Origin of the sequence: Gilvimarinus chinensis DSM 19667, assembly GCF_000377745.1 — a bacterium.
GTDB classification, from domain to species: Bacteria; Pseudomonadota; Gammaproteobacteria; order Pseudomonadales; family Cellvibrionaceae; genus Gilvimarinus; species Gilvimarinus chinensis.
The window spans coordinates 160,132-179,044 of sequence record NZ_KB898708.1 but is presented as its reverse complement, the minus strand read 5'-3'; the positions used below and the strand labels follow the sequence as shown (position 1 = coordinate 179,044).

Below are 18,913 nucleotides of genomic sequence, written 5' to 3'. Positions count from 1 at the left end.
ATTAGGTATCAGAAGCTATTAAGCCTGGGGCTATGTATCGGTCGTAGTAGGCACAAGACAGCGCGTAATAATCCTTATCGATATCGTCGCGGATAGTCACTAACGAGGTGTCACGCCATTCAGGCATCAACTCCAGCCCGTAAACTTGTAAATTGCTGATTTGACTCGCACCGGCGCGCAGTAAATCAAACACCCAGCACTCGGGGCTTTGCTCAGGCTTAAACTGGATTTGTTGATGACGAATTTGCGTCAGCAGCAGCGTTTCATCTAGCACGCGAATACGATTGGCGACCACTTGCGTGAGGTAGGACTCCAGCCGATTGGCAATAATACGACGCTGCTCTTGGCTGTATGCGTTCCAGTGAATAACTTCATGAGAGAAACGCTTGCAGCCACGACAGACACTATCGCCAATGCCGGTAGAACAAATTCCGACACACGGTGTTTTTACAGATTTAAATACGGGCATCATAATGTTACAGCGGTGCGGCAAGTGAGCCCGTATTCTACATGAGCAATGGCTAGTAAGGCAGACCTTTAACCGGCAAATCCACTTGCCACAAAGACCCTGCCCCAGTGATAAACAACGTTTTACCCTCATCACCACCAAAAGCCGCGTTGGTGACATTAGCGTCCAGGGCAATGGTGGCAATCACATCACCTGCGGGATTAACCACTCGAATTCGCTGAGCAGTATGCTCCGTCACATAAACATTACCCAAGCAATCCACCGCCATGCCGTCGGGTACCTCAACTTCGTCGAGCAGGTTACCCGCCTCCACAGGCAATTCGCCCCTCAAGTCATAGCGGCGCACAAAGCCATTTTCACCACCGCCCGCGACGTACAAGAATTGCTCATCGGGGGACAGAGAAATACCATTTGGGTTTTGAATGCTGTCATCCACCAACACCACCTCGCCATCGCGAACCCGGTACACACCGGTTACTGGCTGCCCACCAGGGGCTGCGGCGCGCTGAAAATCAGGGTCCGTAAAATACACGGTGCCATCGCTTGCTTGAGTTAAGTCATTGGGGGAATTAAATACCTCTCCCTTAAACGACGATGCCACATTGGTGCGCTGCCAATCGTTAAGCTGATAACGCGAAACGGATTTGTATTTATGCGTACCGGCGAGAATATTTCCCGCGTGGTCGCGGGCCAAGCCGTTACTGCCAGAATCTTCCAAGGCAATCGTCAGCTCACTGCCGTCGTACGCAAGAATATTGGCAGGAAAGCCATCAGAAAATCGAAAATGCGAAAAATACAAACGCCCACCTGTCCAAACCGGCCCCTCATAAAGACTGGGAACCGAGCTGTCGGCGGCGTGAATGCGAGTAGCCTGCAGAGCGCCCTGCGGGGCGCCCCCTTTAACGCCAATGCAAGCCTCATTGTTGGTGGTGCTCAGGTTGGAGTCGTGGGACGCATGAGTGCAGGCTGCGCATACCAAGGCGGCGGTCAAAGGGGCAATAAGGCTCTTCATATTTAATCTCTTTATGGTTCGAATAGACGCTGTATTCTAGCAGAGCATGTTTGCGCTACCAGCTTAAATATTACCCAAGTTAACACGCGCAGCTCGATAAGGTATAATTCGCGCCCGATTAGCCCGCAGGGCCGAGTGACAGGCCCGGGTATCATCCATGTGGGTCATGGATAGCCTCCAAAGCAGCGATCCTGCCGACGGAGTAATTCAAATACAATCAGAGGATCACAATCGTGCTTGAAGCCTACCGCAACCATGTTGCCGAACGCGCAGCCCAAGGCGTGCCCGCAAAACCTTTATCCGCAGAACAGGTCGCCGACCTGGTTGAGTTGTTGAAGAACCCTCCCGCTGGAGAAGAAGCCTTTTTATTAGAGTTGATCAGCGAACGTGTGCCACCAGGCGTAGACGAAGCGGCTTACGTTAAAGCGGCCTTTTTAAGCGCACTGATCAAAGACGAAGCACAATCTCCTCTGATTGACAAACCTAAAGCCGTTGAGCTGCTGGGCTTGATGCACGGTGGCTACAACATCGAAACTCTGGTTGAGTTGCTGGATGATGAAACTCTTGCACCTTTAGCCGCTAAAGAGCTGAAGCACACCCTGCTGATGTTCGACGCCTTCCACGACGTTGAAGACAAGGCCAAGGCCGGTAACAAACACGCTCAAGAAGTCTTGCAGTCCTGGGCCGATGCCGAGTGGTTCACCTCGCGCAAAAAAGTGCCCGAAAGCACTAAACTGACCGTATTCAAAGTTACCGGTGAAACCAACACCGATGACCTGTCTCCGGCGCAGGACGCCTGGTCCCGCCCTGACATCCCGCTGCACGCGCTGGCCATGTACAAAAACAGCCGCGACGGCATCACCCCAGACGATGAAGGCAATATCGGCCCCATCAAGCAGATCGACGAACTGAAAGCCAAAGGCCATCCGCTAGCCTTTGTGGGTGACGTTGTGGGCACCGGCTCTTCGCGTAAGTCGGCCACCAACTCGGTACTGTGGTACATCGGTGAAGATATTCCCGGCGTTCCCAACAAGCGCACCGGCGGCGTCTGCATTGGCGGTAAAGTTGCGCCTATTTTCTACAACACCATGGAAGACGCTGGCGCACTGGTTTTTGAAGCCCCCGTTGATGACTTAAATACCGGCGATGTGATCGATGTTCGCCCTTACGAGGGTAAAATCCTCAACGCCGAAACCGGCGATGTCATTTGCGAATTTGACTTAAAATCTCAAGTCCTACTGGATGAAGTGCAGGCTGGCGGCCGTATTCCGCTGATCGTTGGTCGCGGCCTCACGGCTAAAGCTCGCGCCTCTCTAAACTTGCCCGCCACCGATGTCTTCCGTCTGCCTGAGCAACCCGCCGATACCGGCAAAGGCTACACCCTGGCGCAGAAGATGGTAGGCCGTGCCTGCGGCACCGAAGGCATTCGCCCCGGCACCTACTGCGAGCCCAAGATGACCACCGTAGGCTCACAAGACACCACCGGCCCAATGACTCGCGATGAGCTGAAAGATCTGGCTTGCCTCGGCTTCTCAGCCGACCTGACCATGCAATCTTTCTGTCACACCGCTGCCTATCCCAAGCCCGTTGACATCGACACTCAGCACACCCTGCCCGACTTCATCATGAATCGTGGCGGTGTTTCCCTGCGACCAGCCGACGGTATTATTCACAGCTGGCTGAACCGTATGTTGCTGCCCGACACCGTGGGCACCGGTGGCGACTCGCACACCCGCTTCCCACTGGGTATCTCCTTTCCGGCCGGCTCTGGCCTGGTAGCTTTTGCCGCCGCCACCGGTGTTATGCCGCTGGATATGCCCGAGTCAGTATTGGTTCGCTTTAAAGGCGAAATGCAGCCCGGCATTACTCTGCGCGACCTGGTTAACGCCATCCCCTACTACGCTATCAAGCAAGACCTGTTGACCGTCGAGAAAAAAGGCAAGAAGAACATCTTCTCTGGCCGTATTCTGGAAGTAGAAGGCCTGCCCAAGCTGAAAGTAGAACAGGCTTTCGAAATCTCTGATGCCTCAGCAGAGCGCTCTGCGGCTGGCTGTACCATTAAGCTGGATCAAGAGCCAATCATCGAGTATCTGAAATCCAATATTGTGATGCTGCGCTGGATGATCGAACAAGGCTACGGCGATGTTCGCACCCTGGAGCGCCGCGCACAAAAAATGGAAGAGTGGCTGGAAAACCCGGAGTTAATGGAAGCGGACGCCGATGCCGAATACGCCGCTGTAATCGAGATTGACCTCGCGGACATCAAAGAGCCTATTCTGGCTTGCCCGAACGATCCCGACGATGTGAAAACCCTGTCGGACGTGCAGAACACCAAGATTGATGAAGTGTTCATCGGTTCGTGCATGACCAACATCGGTCACTTCCGCGCCGCCGGTAAGCTGCTGGACGCCGCTAAGGAAGAGCTGTCTACCCGCCTGTGGATTGCGCCACCCACCAAAATGGATGCGCACCAGTTAATGGAAGAAGGCTACTACAACATCTACGGCCGCAAAGGTGCCCGCACCGAGATGCCCGGTTGCTCGCTGTGCATGGGTAACCAAGCGCGTGTAGCTCCTAACTCTACGGTTGTGTCTACCTCAACCCGTAACTTCCCCAACCGTTTGGGGCAAGGCGCTGGGGTTTATCTGGGGTCTGCTGAGCTGGCTGCCGTTGCAGCTATTTTGGGTAAGATTCCAACGCCCGAAGAGTATTTAAGCTACGCCAGCAAACTCGATAGCATGAGCGCTGATATCTACCGCTACCTCAACTTCAACGAGATTGAGGAATACCAAAAATCAGCGGATGAAGGCAAGCGAATAGCTGCTGTTGAAATTCAAAACGTAGCCGTTTAATTTGCGGAATACGTGAGTTTTAAAGCCCACCACCCGGTGGGCTTTTTTATAGGTGAAATATATGACCACGGAACAGAAAAGTATTTTAATTACCGGCGCTTCAACTGGGATTGGTTACTACTGTGCCAAAGCCCTGGTGAAGGATGGCTGGCAGGTTATCGCAAGCTGCCGAAAAACAGCCGATGTCAGTCGCTTACAGGCAGAGGGGGTCACCTGCATCCAACTGGATGTCTCCGACACTCAAAGCATTACCCAGGGGCTGGAAAAAGCTCTGCACCTTACCAACGGAAAGCTGGATGCGTTGTTTAACAATGGCGCCTATGGACAGCCGGGGGCAGTTGAAGATTTGTCTCGAGACACACTCCGTAAACAGTTCGAGACAAATTTTTTTGGCTGGTGCGAACTCACAAACGCAGTATTGAAAGTTATGCATCAACAGGGTTATGGCCGTATTGTACATAACAGCTCTGTACTGGGCTTTGCTGCCATGCCCTTTCGCGGCGCCTACAATGCCAGCAAATTTGCCCTGGAAGGGATTACGGACACACTCAGGCTCGAGTTGGCCGATACGAATATTAAAGTATCGCTAATTGAGCCTGGGCCAATATTAAGTGATTTTAGAAAAAATGCACTGCAGGCGCTGGAACAGAATATCGACTTTAACAGCAGCCGCCATGGCTTTAAGTACGCAGCTGCGGTGAATCGATTATCCAAACCTGGGCCGGCATCTAAATTTACTTTAGGCCCAGAAGCCGTCTATAAGAAGCTGCTCCACGCACTTACAGCAAAAAAACCTAAGCCTCGTTACTATGTTACTTTCCCCACATATTTGATGGGATATCTAAAACGTATCCTGACAACGAGAATGATGGACAATATACTGGGGCGAATTTCCAGCTAGTTGGGATAAATTTATGCAATACAAGAACATCACCTTACCCGCCAATAAATCTATCGCCCTTGTGGCTCATGACAACAAAAAGCCAGATATAGTCCGCTGGTGCGAAACTCACGCGAGTCTTCTTAGCAAACACACCTTGTATGCCACTGGCACTACCGGTACCGTCATCAATAAAGCCACCGGTCTTGAAATTAATAAGCTTATCAGCGGGCCATTAGGTGGAGACCAGCAAGTTGGATCGTTAATTACCGAAGGCAAAGTGGATTTTTTAATCTTCTTCTGGGATCCGTTTGAACCTATGCCACATGACCCTGATGTAAAAGCGTTATTACGAATCGCCGCGGTGTGGAACGTGCCGGTAGCCTGCAACGTCATTAGCGCAGACTTTATGATTTCATCCCCCCTATTCAATCAAGAGTTTGCACGCGCCGTCCCCGATTACGAAGGCTATATGAAAAGCCGCACCGAAAAAAAGCCGGGCAATTAATGCCCGGCTTTTTTATGTCACTCAAGTCACTGCAAATCCAATTTAGCCGTTGCTGAGCTCCAAGAGCAGCTTGTTCAGGCGCTGAACGTAAGCCGCCGGATCCGCTAAGTGAGCACCTTCTGCGAGATTTGCCTGATCAAACAGCACTTCAGTTAAATCGGCGAAACGATCTTCATCCTGCTCCTGATCCAGCTTCTGCACTAAGGGGTGCTCTGGGTTCAACTCAAAAATGGGCTTGGATTCCGGTACTGCTTGGCCCGCAGACTCAAGCAAGCGACGCATTTGCGCACCCATTTCATGCTCTGGTACGACCACACAGGCGGGTGATTCGGTTAACCGGTGAGTGACACGCACCTCGGCCACTTTTTCACCCAGAGTTTTTTGCGCGCGCTCGATCAGTGGCTTCATCGCCTCTGCGGTTTTTTCTTTCGCCTCTTTGTCGTCTTCGTTATCCAGCTCACCCAGATCCAACTCGCCCTTGCCCACGTCCTGTAAGGGTTTGCCATCAAATTCCGCCAAGTGGCTCATCAACCACTCATCAACACGGTCCGACAACAGCAGCACCTCAATGCCTTTTTTACGGAATACTTCGAGGTGGGGACTGTTTTTTGCCGTGTTGTGATTTTCTGCGGCGATGTAATAAATCTTGTCTTGCCCATCTTGCATGCGGGCAAGATAGTCTGCGAGCGAATGGCTTTGTTCTGGTGTGTTGGTATGAGTGCTGGCGAACCGCAACAGTGCGGCAATTTTTTCGCGGTTGGCAAAATCTTCTGCCGGCCCCTCTTTAAGCACCTCACCAAACTCTTTCCAGAATTCGGCGTACTGTTCTGGCTCATTTCTGGCCAGCTTGTTAAGCATATCCAGCACACGCTTAGTGAGCGCAGAGCGCATGGAATCAATATTGGGATCTTTCTGCAAAATTTCCCGCGACACATTCAGCGACAGGTCGTTCGAATCCACTACACCTTTTACAAATCGCAGATACAGAGGCAAGAACTGCTCAGCCTCATCCATAATAAAAGTACGCTGCACATAAAGTTTTAAGCCTCGTGCACCGTCTCGATTGTATAGGTCGAAAGGGGCTTTGGCGGGAATATACAGTAAGCTGGTGTAATCCAGCTTTCCTTCAACTCGGTTATGACTCCACGTTAAAGGGTCTGCAAAATCATGACTGATGTGTTTATAAAACTCTTTGTATTCCTCGTCACTCACGTCAGAGCGAGAACGGGTCCACATCGCCGTAGCCGTGTTGACTACTTCGTCTTCGCTGGTAGCTTCACCACCCTCTTCTTCCGCAGGAACCTCCTTCTCCATGACGATGGGAATGGCGATGTGATCAGAGTATTTTTTGATGATCGAGCGCAACCGCCAGTCATCGGCAAACTCTTCAGCATCGCTTTTTAAATGGAGTTCAATCGTGGTTCCGCGTGAAGTCTTTTCGATATTTTCGATGACAAACTCAGCCTCACCATCGCATTCCCAGCGCACCCCTTGATCTGCAGAATCACCGGCTTTACGAGTGGTAACAACAACCTTATCAGCCACAATAAAGGAAGAATAAAAGCCCACCCCAAACTGGCCAATCAGTTGTGCGTCTTTTTTATCATCCCCTGTTAGATTTTGCATAAAAGCGGCAGTGCCGGATTTGGCGATCGTTCCGAGGTTTTCGATGACATCGTCGCGATTCATGCCAATACCGTTATCACTAATAGTGATGGTCTTGGCATCCTTATCCACACTGACGCGCACCTTAAGATCACCATCGCCCTCGTAAAGAGAGTCATCCTTAACCGCCGCAAATCGCAGCTTATCAGCAGCATCTGAGGCGTTAGAAACCAGCTCGCGGAGAAAAATCTCACGATTCGAGTAAAGCGAGTGAATCATCAAATGTAAAAGCTGTTTGGCTTCTGTCTGAAAGCCGCGGGTTTCTTTTTGCGCTTCTACCGTCATTTTTAAAGCTCCTGTACACAAATACCAGGCCATATTTTGGCCTATTCATATCCGGTTCAGTAGATGGGGGAGAGAATGAAGAAATTCAAGCGACAGGGAATAAAAAGTCACTATGTATAAAAGTGCTTTGGGTCTATAAGGGGTTGATTTTGCAAGAGAATTGGTACGACCGAGTGGACTCGAACCACCGACCCCCACCATGTCAAGGTGGTGCTCTAACCAGCTGAGCTACGGTCGTACAAAAGAATTGTTGAGCAGTGTAGAGTTCCACCTGCGTCAACTGGGCGCGAACTTTACCAAGCATTAACAACCTAGGCAAGGCCTATTTACTTCAAACTGATAACAAATTAATACAGCATTAGAATCTAAGCCATTGAATAATGGTGAAAACTGCAACTTTGATCTCACTCTTCGTGTGTGAATAAAGTATAATGACTTATTGTAAGGAAACGGCGCGTGATACCCACACCTAGGCTAATCGGCATGCTGAAAACCCTTTTCGAGTCCTCCCGCACGACTAAGCGTTTAATATCACTGGCTTACGATTCGCTGGCCATTACCCTTTCTCTATATGTCGCCATTTGTCTGCGCCTAGGCAGCTTTAATATACCGGTTACTGAAAGAGAGATCGGGACCTTAGCCATTACCATTGCATTTACCCTGGGCGCTTTTATTAAAATGGGTATGTATCGGGCTATTTTACGCTATATGACCCCCCAAGCCCTTAACACCGTATTTTTAGGGACCTGTTTTTCTGCACTTATCCTCGCTGTGGGCAGCTTTTTTACCCACTCTTTTATTCCACGCTCGGTTCCCTTTATTTATTTAACCGTAGCACTGATTTTATTGGGTGGCCCCCGGTTACTGGTCCATCATATTGTCATGGTGTTGAATGGTCAGAAATTTGGCAGTAAGGAGCCTGTAATTGTTTACGGTGCAGGCTATACAGGCCACCAGCTGCGGCTGGCGCTTAAAGCCACAAACTATAAAGTAGTAGCCTTTGTTGATGATGACGCAGCCCGACAAGGGTCAGTTTTTGCAAATATTCGTGTTCAGGCCCCCAGAGAACTGCCAGGAATTATCCGAAAGCACACTGCGACACGGGTTTTATTAGCGCTGGGCAATACACCACATTCTCGGCGTGCAGAGATTATCAAAAGCCTAGAACCGCTGGGGGTAACCGTGCAAACGGCCCCTGCTATACCTGACCTTATTAGCGGAAGAGCCCGTATAGAGCATATTCGTGATGTCGATATTGAAGATCTTCTCGGGCGTGACCCGGTAAAAGCCAACGACGACCTACTAAGCGCTTGTATCACGGGAAAAGTCGTTATGGTTACTGGTGCTGGCGGCTCAATAGGCAGTGAATTGTGCCGTCAGATCGTACGTCAACAGCCCCGGCGGATCGTGCTGTTTGAGCTAAATGAATTTAGCCTTTACCGACTAGAGGCAGAACTCCAGCAGATTATCGCCAAGGCGCAAATAAACGTAGAGATCACCCCTTTGCTCGGCTCAGTTCAGAAAGAGCATCGTGTAGAAACCATCATGAAAACTTTCTCGGTGCAAACGGTCTATCACGCTGCCGCTTACAAGCATGTACCCCTTGTCGAGCATAATATTGTTGAAGGTGTCCGCAATAATGTCTATGGCACGTGGTACACAGCCGAAGCCGCTATTCGCGCTGGCGTTGAATCTTTTGTTCTTGTCTCAACCGATAAAGCTGTACGCCCTACTAATATTATGGGCGCCTCGAAACGAATGGCCGAATTAGTCCTGCAAGGGTTATCCGTTCGCCAAAGTAAAACCCGTTTTACGATGGTTCGCTTCGGTAACGTTTTGGGCTCGTCAGGCTCTGTCGTCCCGTTGTTTAGACAGCAGATTAAAGTCGGCGGCCCTGTTACCGTCACCCACCCTGAAATTATCCGCTACTTTATGACTATACCGGAAGCAGCTGAGCTTGTAATTCAGGCCGGATCAATGGGAACCGGAGGTGATGTTTTGGTACTTGATATGGGCGAGCCCGTGCGGATTGTAGACCTCGCGAAAAGAATGATTCACCTATCCGGCCTAAGTATTAAAAATGAAGCTCAGCCTGAAGGGGATATCGAAATCACTTACACCGGGCTTAGGCCTGGCGAAAAATTATACGAAGAATTGCTCATTGGCGATAACGTCTCTGGAACCATGCACGACCGAATAATGAGAGCAGAAGAATACTGCATGTCCTGGAAAGAGACTAAGGCGGTTCTGGATGAACTCGACAAAGCGTGCCATGGATACTCGTGTGACAAGGTTCGGGAACTACTTATGTTAGCGCCTACAGGTTACTCCTCAAACGAAGACCTGGGAGACGCCGTGTGGCTACATAAAACAAGCACTGCCCGGCTAAGGGTGATTAAATAAACTCCTTTAGGCGGATTTTACGCCAGCCTTAAAATAATAAGCCAGCGCCAGAGGAAGACTAAAGGCCGCCACCAATCCCACCCACATTGACACTGCTGATAAAGCGACCAGAGCAGCCCAAGGTACCAGCCAAAAAAGATTTATTGCTCCAACCCCTAGCGTAACAACTGTGTGGCTATTGAAACACCTTGAGGCCTTTTGGTAGGCATGATCCCGGTGTGCGTTTTGTATTTTTTCTCTATTGAACAAGCGGACAAGAAGCGTACTGGTTGCATCGATAACAAAGACGCCATGAACAATTAACCCTGCTACAAAAAGCCTTTGAGATGCGCAGAGCAAATCAATCAAGCCAATGGCGATGAGCAAACCTAAAAAGCCACTACAGCCGTCTCCCATAAAAATACGCGCCAAGGGAAAATTCCACACTAAAAACCCTGCACAAGCTGACGCCAATATCAGCCAGAACTCAGCCGATACAGCAGTTTGCCCTCCCTCCCAATACACCAATACTGAAAAGCACAGAAAGACCAGTATCGCTTGAATGCTCGCAATCCCATTAATTCCATCCATAAAATTAAAAAGATTAATAGACCATATCACCGCAAATAAAGCGATCAAGCCAACCAGCTCTGAGGGCACCTTCACCCCCGGTAATATAAGTGCAGGAATCGTGAAGAAATAGACCACCATTAGCGCGGCAAGGGCTTGCACACACATACGTGTACGGGCAGAAACGTCTTTTATGTCATCGACCACCCCTATTCCTGCCACCAATAATAGTGGCAAGAGTAGGAATGCAGGATAATTAAAGACTTCACTTCCTGCTGATAAAAAGCCACAAACAATTGCCACTATTACTACCGACAACCCTCCTCCTCGCGGAGTGTCGGCAGTGTGTGAGCTTCGATGTGTTGGTCTGTCGACAATGTTTTTATGGAGTGCGTAGCTGCGCAAAACGCCCGCCAATCCGTAGACGCCAAAAAACACCCCAACCAACACCACCAAACCATACAAATAACTGGTCACTTAGAGTTACTCTGTTTAAATGAGGATGCCATTATCTCTATCTCTTTGCTGGCCCTTAAATCAGGCTGCCAGGCAAACCTTTGCCGCACTAAGCTTGAATCAACCAGCAAAGAGCCACAAAGCTTGTCATAAGCATCCTTTTTCCCCATTAAAGCTAAACTTTTACGCAAAACCCCCTGAGGAAAAGCAAACAGGCGCGGCGACATTATCAGCCCTTTTGCCATGGAGCTTATTATCTGTGGAGTCGACAATGATTCTGCATCAGTGAGATTAAAAGCGCCTGACACCTCGAAATTGGTGCGCAAAGCATGATCCAAAAAACCAATTAAGTTATTGACGCTCAACATGCTGCGAGAGTTTGCGATGTTAGCAAGAGGCATGGGAACTCCTGAAGCAACCAGCTTTAACAGTCGCAACATATTACCCTTCGGGTTAGCGCCGTACAGTAAGGGCAACCGTAACCGCAGGCACTGAATCTTTTCCGGGTTTAGAATCCTTTGCAGAGTTTCTTCAGCAAGCAGCTTGGAATAACCATATTGGGTTGATGGCATTAAGTCGGTGTGCTCGGTCAATATGGCAAATGTACTATCGTCATATACACTTATCGAACTCAGGTGAATAAAACGCTTTACACCCACATTCGCAGACGCTCTGGCAAGCTTTTCAGTAAAAGCGACATTACCTTCGTAGAAGGTTTCAAGCTCACGGCTTTGAGGACCTAAAACATGAGCTGTACCCGCACAGTGAATAACAGCACTGCAGCCTGTTAGTGCGGTACTCCACTCTTGCTCAGAGGACTGACTTGAAAGGCACAGCTCATTGAGTGAGCGCTTTTGACCGGCTTTATAATGCCGTGAGACACGAACAACCTCATGGCCCAAGCAATCCAAGCCTTGTGCTAAATGCCATCCAGCAAAACCACCCGCACCCGTAATAAGAATTTTTGAATGGACGCTATCGGTCATCGCCTGGCAAATAGTTATTCGTGAAGCGAACTATATCCTCTTCATCAATACGCGTTCCAGTTTGCACCTCAATAATCTCGAGTACACTAGTACCTATATTTTTAATCGAATGCACATCCCCTGAACGTATATGCACAGAGTCATTTTCAGTGAACGTATGAAGCTCTCCAGCAAGGCTAACCTCAGCGGTACCAGACACGATAACCCAGTGCTCAGAACGATACTTATGCACCTGCAAAGCGATTTCACCACCAGGTTTAATCATCACATGCTTAATTTGGTAATGTTTACCAAGATTAACCGTCTCGACACTTCCCCAGACACGGTAACTATTTTGAGGCAGGCGATGCTCGGTTCGATGTAAATCCTTAAGCTGTTGAACAATTTTTTTCACATCCTGTGAAGAGTTTCGGTCCATAACCAGTAACGCATCAGCGGTATCAACAATAGCCAAATTGTTGACACCCACAGTGGCGATCAAGCGACCGGCAGAATTGATATAAGAGTTTTTGGTTGCTTCTAACAACACATCACCAACGCACACATTACCATTGTCATCTTGGGGTTGTGTTTGGTGAACCGAATCCCAGCTACCGACATCGCTCCAGTCACCACTATAAGGCATGACCATACCCGCCTTGGTGCGCTCCATAACCGCCACATCTACTGATACCGATTCCGCTCGCTTAAAAGCTTCTTCTCCTGCCCGAATAAAGTCTAAATCAGTGTACTTTGAGTGGTAGGACTCGGCCACAGCATCATACAAAGCAGGCTCAAATGCTTTTAACTCTTGTAAAAATAGCTGTGCTGGAAACAAGTACATTCCGCTATTCCAGTAATAGTTACCGGCCTGTAGATAATCTTGAGCCTGTTTTAATGCGGGTTTTTCGTGGAAAGCGGAAATAGCCGACAATTCACCATAGGTTTGCGCCTCAATATAACCGTACCCTGTTTCTGGGTAACGAGGTACAACACCGAAAGCCAGCAGACGTGAGTTCATTGATTGATGAGCAAAGGTAACTGTTTTTGCAAAACTCTGTTGCTCGTTAATAAGGTGATCCGCAGGAAGGACAAGAATTTGTGCATCCGCACTACGAGATAGAGCTTCGAATGCTGATAGAGCAACAGCTGGTGCGGTATTTCTCGCGGCAGGCTCCAGTATGATATCCGCATCTAGAGCCAGCTCTTCAATTTGCTGAGCTACTAAAAATCGGTGCTCGTTATTACAGACGATAATGGGTTTTTCAGTGAAGCCGCTACGACTTACCCGCAGCAGGGTATCCTGAATAAGAGTAAAGTCTGAATTTGTTAGCTTTATGCACTGTTTAGGACACAGCTCTCGGGATAACGGCCAAAGCCGGTTTCCCGAGCCTCCAGCTAGTAACACTGGTATAATCATACGGGCTCGTATCTCATGCCATTTATGAAATCAGTAAAACGATTTCAATACTTTGGCTTAGGTTATTAACAGCCCGCTATTTTGACAGATAGATTTCAATTAGCAACCAGGCGCTGCTCTGGCATTAAAGCTGAGCTTACAGACGCTGAGGGTGCCACCGGAGGTCGCCCTATCGAGTGATAAATAAACCCTCTTTTGGCCATTCTATGAGGCTGATATACATTTCTACCATCAAAGATTAAAGGCTCACTTAAGGCTTTAGCAATAACCTCAAAGTCTGGAGCGCGAAAAGCCTGCCATTCTGTCATCACAATTAAGGCATCGGAACCTATCAAAGCTCGCTCCTTGTTTTCACACAAGATTAACTCGTCTCGTTCACCGTAGATGCGAACAGTTTCCTCCATGGCTTCAGGGTCATACGCTTGAACTTTAGCCCCGGCCTGCCATAAAGCTTCCATAAGCGTGCGTGAAGGTGCTTCACGCATATCGTCCGTATTGGGCTTAAAGGATAGCCCCCACAGTGCAAAGGTCTTACCCGCTAAATTACCGTTGTAATATGAATTGATTTTTTGGAATAACACCTGCTTTTGTAATGCGTTACGCTCCTCTACGGCCAGCAAAACTTCTGGTTTGAAGCCTTGACTGCTGGCCGTATTAATGAGCGCTTTTACGTCTTTGGGAAAGCAAGAACCCCCATACCCCACTCCGGGGTAGATAAAGTGATACCCAATTCGTGGGTCGCTACCAATCCCCCGTCGCACTGACTCGATGTCAGCACCCACATGCTCAGCTACATTGGCCATTTCATTCATAAAGCTGATTTTCGTTGCGAGCATGCAGTTAGCGGCATATTTTGTCAGCTCCGCACTTCGTACATCCATAACCATTATTTTTTCATGATTTCGGTTAAATGGTGCGTACAATTCACGCATTAACTCCTCAGCCCAGACTTCATTCGTGCCTATGATAATGCGATCAGGCCTCATACAATCCGCAACAGCTGAGCCTTCTTTTAAAAATTCAGGATTTGAGACAACCGTAAAATTTAATGTACTTGCGCGTTCAGAAAGACACTGAGAAATAGTTTCGGTAACGGCATCTGCGGTGCCTACAGGGACCGTTGATTTGTTGACAACCACGACATCATTGATTAGGTACTTACCTATCGACTGGGCAACCGAGAGCACGTATTGAACATCGGCAGCTCCACTTTCGTCAGGAGGAGTACCCACAGCGATAAATTGCACCTCACCATGTTCCACACCCAAGCGAGGATCATCACTGAACTCCAGTCGTTCGGCGGCATAATTTTCCACCACTAAGGCCGAGAGGCCAGGTTCGTAAATCGGTATTTGGCCAAGCTTAAGGGCGGCAATTTTTTCACTATCAATATCAATACACACCACATGATGCCCAGCCTCTGCCAGCACAGCAGCTTGCACCAACCCTACATACCCTACCCCAAATACTGTGACTTTCATAAAACTGACCCTCAAATATCATCAAGGCCAGTTAAGCAACAGAAGTTTACAGTTTTGTTAAGCCGAAGAAACAGCTACTCCCCACTAACACCACGAATTGGTTTGATGCTCCCCCAGGTTTTGCAGCCAGGACAAAGCCAATGCAAGCTATTCCCCGCAAAGCCACACTTATTACAGCAATAATTAGGCTTTTCTGTAATCACAGTATCCACCAACTGTTTTAATAATTGGAGATTCTCTCTTGCTCTCCCTTCAGAGTGTGGTAAGTAAATCTCAATAAGCCGGTTCAGGGTGCGAATGCTTGGCCTTCTTTTAAATTGCTCAGCGATAAAGTCAGCCGCTTGGTGATCGTCACTACGACGGAGCAGTCGATCTGCAATGACGATGACCAAACTATTACTTGGATGAGTTTCCAATAACCACTGCAAGTAACCCAATAAGGCATCTGACTCGCCAAGCCTGTCATAACTTTCACAAATCATCGGCAAGGCCTCTGGTATAAGATCTGGGTCTTGAGAAGGTATTTTATGCAAATAATCCAACGCAACCCTGTAACTACCCAGAGACATTTGCAATCGAGCAAATAGCAAGCTGGCACGAACCGATGAAGCGTCATAACTTAACGCATCTAATAGATGGGCTTTAGCCTTGGGGTGATTCTTTTGCTCCAAATCCACTAACGCCTGCTCGCAAGAGAAATGAGCTTGCAATTGCCGTAAGGATTGACCTCCCCCGAACATGCAGGATTTATCTTCGATTTTAGAAGCCATAAAAATAGCATTATCCCACTCATTCTCATCTTGATAAATCTCAATTAAATGAATGAGCGCTGCCTGTTTGTAGGCCGAAGACAATTTCACAAGTTCTAACAACAACGCTTCTGCACGATCCAGCAACCCGGAACGAATGTAATCCCTGGCAAGCTCCAGCTGAGACTCATGCTGCTGTTTAATCGTTAGCCCGGGGCGCGCAAGTAGATTTTGATGTATTTTTATGGCTTTGCTGACCTCACCCCGCTTACGCAGCATATTTCCAAGAGCAAGGTGTGTTTCCAAAGTGTCGCTATTTACCTCAAGGGATGAGATAAAAGCATCTATAGCACCGTCAGGCTGTTCATTAAACAGATAACTTAAGCCTTTATAGTATTGCAGTGTATAGTCATTTTTTGATGAGGTATTGGTCTGGCGAGACTTGAAATAACCCGCCCCATAGCCGATAGCCAGAGCGAATAGCAGTAACAGGAAATAACCTACAGCATCCATATCAATCCCGCAGGCTTTGACTTCTGAGGTGGCGAAGCTCCCGCTCTAAATTTTCATTCCGCTTAACAAGAAGTTTAACTTTTCGTGACTGCAGCATGATAGGAATGCTGGTAATGAGCATGCCCAAGATTAACCCGACAAGGGCAAAAAGCAGGAGCCATACCCCTAGCCCCAAAGCGGGAAAAGTGAAGCCAAGTAGAACAACCGCAACGGCTGAACTATTTTCTAGGCTAAATAAGTACCCCCAGAAGACAGCCAGTATCGCCAGTAACACATAAATCCAGCCAGCAAACCTTTTCATACTAACCCCAAAGCCAATCTGTTAAGAGGTGGTTGACTGTATACTTTCATTCACTCTATCCCGCATTTCTTTGCCCGGCTTAAAGTGAGGTACGTACTTTCCTTCCAGCTCAACTGACTCACCTGTTTTTGGGTTACGCCCTGTGCGAGGAGCGCGATAGTGTAAAGAGAAACTGCCAAAGCCACGGATTTCAATACGCTCTCCATCAGCCAGCATTTCAGACATGTAATCCAAGAGAAGCTTTACCGCAAGCTCTACATCACGCACCGGTAAGTGGTCTTGCTTTTCAGAAATATATTCGATGAGTTCCGATTTTGTCATAGCCTGATCTCAGTTATCCATCATTGTGCAGGCTCATATCTATAGCCGAAGTTAGCTTATAACGTAGCCTTAAATGACGCAATACTTAACAGAAACATAACGAGCCGAGTGTAAGTCCTTGATCTTAAGCCTATAACAAAATTGAAGGTAAAAAAAAGGCCGGCTTTAAGCCGGCCTTTTCATGGAGCTCCAGACTTAGTCTTTTGCTTCCATTTGAGCTTTAATCAGGTCACCCAAGGTGGCAGGCTGAGCTTGCTCAGACTGCTTGGCTGAATGCTCTTTGATCGCCGCTTTCTCTTCAGCTACGTCTTTAGACTTAACAGACAAGCTGATAGAGCGGTTTTTGCGATCAACAGCAATGATCTTAGCTTCAACTTCTTCGCCTTCTTTCAGAACATTGCGTGCATCTTCAACTTTCTCACGAGAAAGCTCAGAAGCCTTAAGAACAGCTTCAACGTCGTCAGCCAGGGTCACTACCGCTGCTTTCGCTTCAACTTCCTTCACAATACCCTTAACAACGGTACCCTTGTCGTTTTCCGCTACGTACTCAGAGAACGGATCGGCTTCCAGCTGCTTGATACCCAAAGAAATGCGCTCGCGCTCTGGATCGATAGCCAACACAACGGTTTCAATTTCGTCACCTTTCTTGTACTTACGCACGGCTTCTTCGCCGGCTTCGTGCCAAGAAATGTCAGACAAGTGAACCAAACCGTCGATGCCGCCGTCCAGACCGATGAAGATACCAAAGTCGGTGATTGACTTGATCTTACCGGTGATTTTCTCGCCTTTGGCGCAAGTGCGGGCAAATGCATCCCATGGATTCTCTTGACACTGCTTAACACCCAGAGAGATACGGCGACGCTCTTCGTCGATATCGAGGATCATCACTTCGATTTCGTCACCTACATTAACCACTTTAGAGGGGTGAATGTTTTTGTTGGTCCAATCCATTTCAGATACGTGAACCAAGCCTTCTACACCCTCTTCCAGCTCAGCGAAGCAGCCGTAGTCGGTCAAGTTGGTTACAACCGCCTTAACGCGGGCACCTTCAGGGTAACGACCGGTAATTTGCAGCCATGGATCTTCACCCAATTGCTTCAGACCCAGGGATACACGGTTGCGCTCGCGGTCAAACTTCAGCACTTTAACGTCGATTTCATCACCCACATTAACGATTTCACTTGGGTGCTTAATGCGCTTCCAAGCCATATCGGTAATGTGCAGCAGGCCATCAACGCCGCCCAAGTCAACGAAAGCACCATAATCGGTCAGATTCTTAACGATACCTTTAACCACCATGCCTTCTTGCAAAGTAGCCAGCAACTCTTCGCGCTCGGCGGAGTTAGCTTGCTCCAATACGGCACGGCGAGAAACCACAACGTTATTGCGTTTTTGATCGAGCTTGATAACTTTAAATTCGAGTTCTTTGCCTTCCAGGTGCGCCGTTTCGCGCACAGGGCGTACATCTACCAGTGAGCCAGGCAGGAATGCACGGATACCGGCAACATCTACGGTAAAACCACCTTTAACCTTACCGTTGATAACACCTTTAACCACTTCATCAGCAGAGTGAGCGGCTTCCAGTACTTTCCAAGCTTCAGCGCGCTTGGCTTTTTCGCGAGACAGGCGTGTCTCACCGAAACCGTCTTCTACGGTTTCCAGGGCAACTTGTACTTCATCGCCCACTTCCAGACTAACTTCACCATTTTCGTCGGCGAATTGACTGGCCGGGATAACACCTTCTGATTTCAGGCCTGCGTGAACGGTCACCCAGTCCTTATCTACGTCGATTACAACGCCAGTCACAATAGTACCGGGCGCCATTTCAACGGTTTTCAAGCTCTCTTCAAATAACTCTGCAAAACTTTCAGTCATGGTCACAAAAAATACCTATATAAGAGACACTGCCCAGAACAAATAAGCATTTATTTGTTCGACACAGCACCGAACGGTCAGTCGTACGGGTCGATTCATAAAAAGAATTAAGGCTTTCTATGCTGACAAAACCCTTAATTCAGCCGCTAACCCCTGTTATCTCAATGTTATCGAACAATTTGAGCACAACCAAGTGTTAGCAGGTGCGG

Annotated in this window: 15 protein-coding genes and 1 tRNA gene; 4 read left to right on the top strand and 12 right to left on the bottom strand. The window is 48.4% G+C overall.

Annotation, left to right across the window (positions count from 1 at the left end; all coding sequences use genetic code 11):
- Position 1: 1 nt before the first annotated feature.
- Both D568_RS0110310 and D568_RS0110305 read right to left on the bottom strand, forming a co-directional pair.
- The gene (locus D568_RS0110310) at positions 2 to 469 is read right to left on the bottom strand and encodes a DUF1289 domain-containing protein (RefSeq protein ID WP_026286974.1); all 468 of its coding nucleotides are present in this window, start codon (positions 467 to 469) and stop codon (positions 2 to 4) included.
- Positions 470 to 521: 52 nt separating this feature from the next.
- Positions 522 to 1,481 (bottom strand): SMP-30/gluconolactonase/LRE family protein, encoded by a 960-nt coding sequence (locus D568_RS0110305; RefSeq protein WP_020209524.1) that lies wholly within the window; start codon positions 1,479 to 1,481, stop codon positions 522 to 524.
- Between the two features lie 233 nt (positions 1,482 to 1,714).
- Between D568_RS0110305 and acnB the strand changes: the two genes are divergently transcribed.
- The 3 genes from acnB to D568_RS0110290 all read left to right on the top strand — a co-directional run bounded on the left by acnB (position 1,715) and on the right by D568_RS0110290 (position 5,721).
- Positions 1,715 to 4,333, top strand: coding sequence for a bifunctional aconitate hydratase 2/2-methylisocitrate dehydratase (gene acnB / locus D568_RS0110300; protein ID WP_020209523.1), 2,619 nt, complete (start codon positions 1,715 to 1,717; stop codon positions 4,331 to 4,333).
- Between the two features lie 61 nt (positions 4,334 to 4,394).
- Positions 4,395 to 5,234, top strand: coding sequence for an SDR family oxidoreductase (locus D568_RS0110295; protein WP_020209522.1), 840 nt, complete (start codon positions 4,395 to 4,397; stop codon positions 5,232 to 5,234).
- Positions 5,235 to 5,247: 13 nt separating this feature from the next.
- A complete protein-coding gene (locus D568_RS0110290; RefSeq protein ID WP_020209521.1) occupies positions 5,248 to 5,721 on the top strand; it encodes a methylglyoxal synthase in 474 nt (157 codons plus the stop codon).
- Positions 5,722 to 5,763: 42 nt separating this feature from the next.
- Here the strand turns inward: D568_RS0110290 and htpG are convergent, their stop codons facing one another.
- Together htpG and D568_RS0110280 are read right to left on the bottom strand one after the other, a co-directional pair.
- Positions 5,764 to 7,671: a molecular chaperone HtpG gene (gene htpG / locus D568_RS0110285; protein ID WP_020209520.1), complete on the bottom strand. Its 1,908-nt coding sequence runs from the start codon at positions 7,669 to 7,671 to the stop codon at positions 5,764 to 5,766.
- A gap of 161 nt (positions 7,672 to 7,832) precedes the next feature.
- A tRNA-Val gene (locus tag D568_RS0110280) sits at positions 7,833 to 7,909 on the bottom strand.
- Positions 7,910 to 8,154: 245 nt separating this feature from the next.
- On the opposite strand from D568_RS0110280, the gene D568_RS0110275 reads away from it, so the two are divergent.
- Positions 8,155 to 10,074, top strand: a complete 1,920-nt coding sequence (locus D568_RS0110275) for a polysaccharide biosynthesis protein (protein ID WP_020209519.1) — start codon at positions 8,155 to 8,157, stop codon at positions 10,072 to 10,074.
- Between the two features lie 6 nt (positions 10,075 to 10,080).
- On the opposite strand, the gene D568_RS0110270 is transcribed toward D568_RS0110275, so the two are convergent.
- The 8 genes from D568_RS0110270 to rpsA form a co-directional block, all read right to left on the bottom strand.
- Positions 10,081 to 11,100 (bottom strand): MraY family glycosyltransferase, encoded by a 1,020-nt coding sequence (locus D568_RS0110270; RefSeq protein ID WP_040516586.1) that lies wholly within the window; start codon positions 11,098 to 11,100, stop codon positions 10,081 to 10,083.
- Complete coding sequence (locus tag D568_RS0110265; RefSeq protein ID WP_020209517.1) at positions 11,097 to 12,065, bottom strand: NAD-dependent epimerase/dehydratase family protein; 969 nt, start codon at positions 12,063 to 12,065, stop codon at positions 11,097 to 11,099. The genes D568_RS0110270 and D568_RS0110265 overlap by 4 nt, the downstream gene beginning before the upstream one ends.
- Positions 12,055 to 13,464 (bottom strand): mannose-1-phosphate guanylyltransferase/mannose-6-phosphate isomerase, encoded by a 1,410-nt coding sequence (locus D568_RS0110260; protein ID WP_020209516.1) that lies wholly within the window; start codon positions 13,462 to 13,464, stop codon positions 12,055 to 12,057. The genes D568_RS0110265 and D568_RS0110260 overlap by 11 nt, the downstream gene beginning before the upstream one ends.
- A 95-nt stretch (positions 13,465 to 13,559) precedes the next feature.
- Entirely contained in the window at positions 13,560 to 14,945 is a 1,386-nt protein-coding gene (locus D568_RS0110255) for a UDP-glucose dehydrogenase family protein (RefSeq protein ID WP_020209515.1), read from the bottom strand.
- A gap of 74 nt (positions 14,946 to 15,019) precedes the next feature.
- Positions 15,020 to 16,207, bottom strand: coding sequence for a lipopolysaccharide assembly protein LapB (gene lapB, locus D568_RS0110250; RefSeq protein WP_020209514.1), 1,188 nt, complete (start codon positions 16,205 to 16,207; stop codon positions 15,020 to 15,022).
- Between the two features lies 1 nt (position 16,208).
- A complete protein-coding gene (locus D568_RS19885; RefSeq protein WP_020209513.1) occupies positions 16,209 to 16,508 on the bottom strand; it encodes a LapA family protein in 300 nt (99 codons plus the stop codon).
- Positions 16,509 to 16,529: 21 nt separating this feature from the next.
- Complete coding sequence (gene ihfB, locus D568_RS0110240) at positions 16,530 to 16,829, bottom strand: integration host factor subunit beta (RefSeq protein ID WP_020209512.1); 300 nt, start codon at positions 16,827 to 16,829, stop codon at positions 16,530 to 16,532.
- 195 nt (positions 16,830 to 17,024) lie between these two features.
- A complete protein-coding gene (gene rpsA / locus D568_RS0110235) occupies positions 17,025 to 18,704 on the bottom strand; it encodes a 30S ribosomal protein S1 (RefSeq protein WP_026286972.1) in 1,680 nt (559 codons plus the stop codon).
- Positions 18,705 to 18,913 lie beyond the last annotated feature (209 nt).

Excerpts from the sequence above, each read along its gene's own strand:
- D568_RS0110310 (WP_026286974.1), bottom strand. The coding sequence starts at position 469 with ATGCCCGTATTTAAATCTGTAAAAACACCGTGTGTCGGAATTTGTTCT.
- D568_RS0110305 (WP_020209524.1), bottom strand. The coding sequence starts at position 1,481 with ATGAAGAGCCTTATTGCCCCTTTGACCGCCGCCTTGGTATGCGCAGCC.
- D568_RS0110295 (WP_020209522.1), top strand. The coding sequence starts at position 4,395 with ATGACCACGGAACAGAAAAGTATTTTAATTACCGGCGCTTCAACTGGG.
- D568_RS0110290 (WP_020209521.1), top strand. The coding sequence starts at position 5,248 with ATGCAATACAAGAACATCACCTTACCCGCCAATAAATCTATCGCCCTT.
- htpG (WP_020209520.1), bottom strand. The coding sequence starts at position 7,671 with ATGACGGTAGAAGCGCAAAAAGAAACCCGCGGCTTTCAGACAGAAGCC.
- D568_RS0110275 (WP_020209519.1), top strand. The coding sequence starts at position 8,155 with ATGCTGAAAACCCTTTTCGAGTCCTCCCGCACGACTAAGCGTTTAATA.
- D568_RS0110265 (WP_020209517.1), bottom strand. The coding sequence starts at position 12,065 with ATGACCGATAGCGTCCATTCAAAAATTCTTATTACGGGTGCGGGTGGT.
- D568_RS0110260 (WP_020209516.1), bottom strand. The coding sequence starts at position 13,464 with ATGATTATACCAGTGTTACTAGCTGGAGGCTCGGGAAACCGGCTTTGG.
- D568_RS0110255 (WP_020209515.1), bottom strand. The coding sequence starts at position 14,945 with ATGAAAGTCACAGTATTTGGGGTAGGGTATGTAGGGTTGGTGCAAGCT.
- lapB (WP_020209514.1), bottom strand. The coding sequence starts at position 16,207 with ATGGATGCTGTAGGTTATTTCCTGTTACTGCTATTCGCTCTGGCTATC.
- D568_RS19885 (WP_020209513.1), bottom strand. The coding sequence starts at position 16,508 with ATGAAAAGGTTTGCTGGCTGGATTTATGTGTTACTGGCGATACTGGCT.
- ihfB (WP_020209512.1), bottom strand. The coding sequence starts at position 16,829 with ATGACAAAATCGGAACTCATCGAATATATTTCTGAAAAGCAAGACCAC.
- rpsA (WP_026286972.1), bottom strand. The coding sequence starts at position 18,704 with ATGACTGAAAGTTTTGCAGAGTTATTTGAAGAGAGCTTGAAAACCGTT.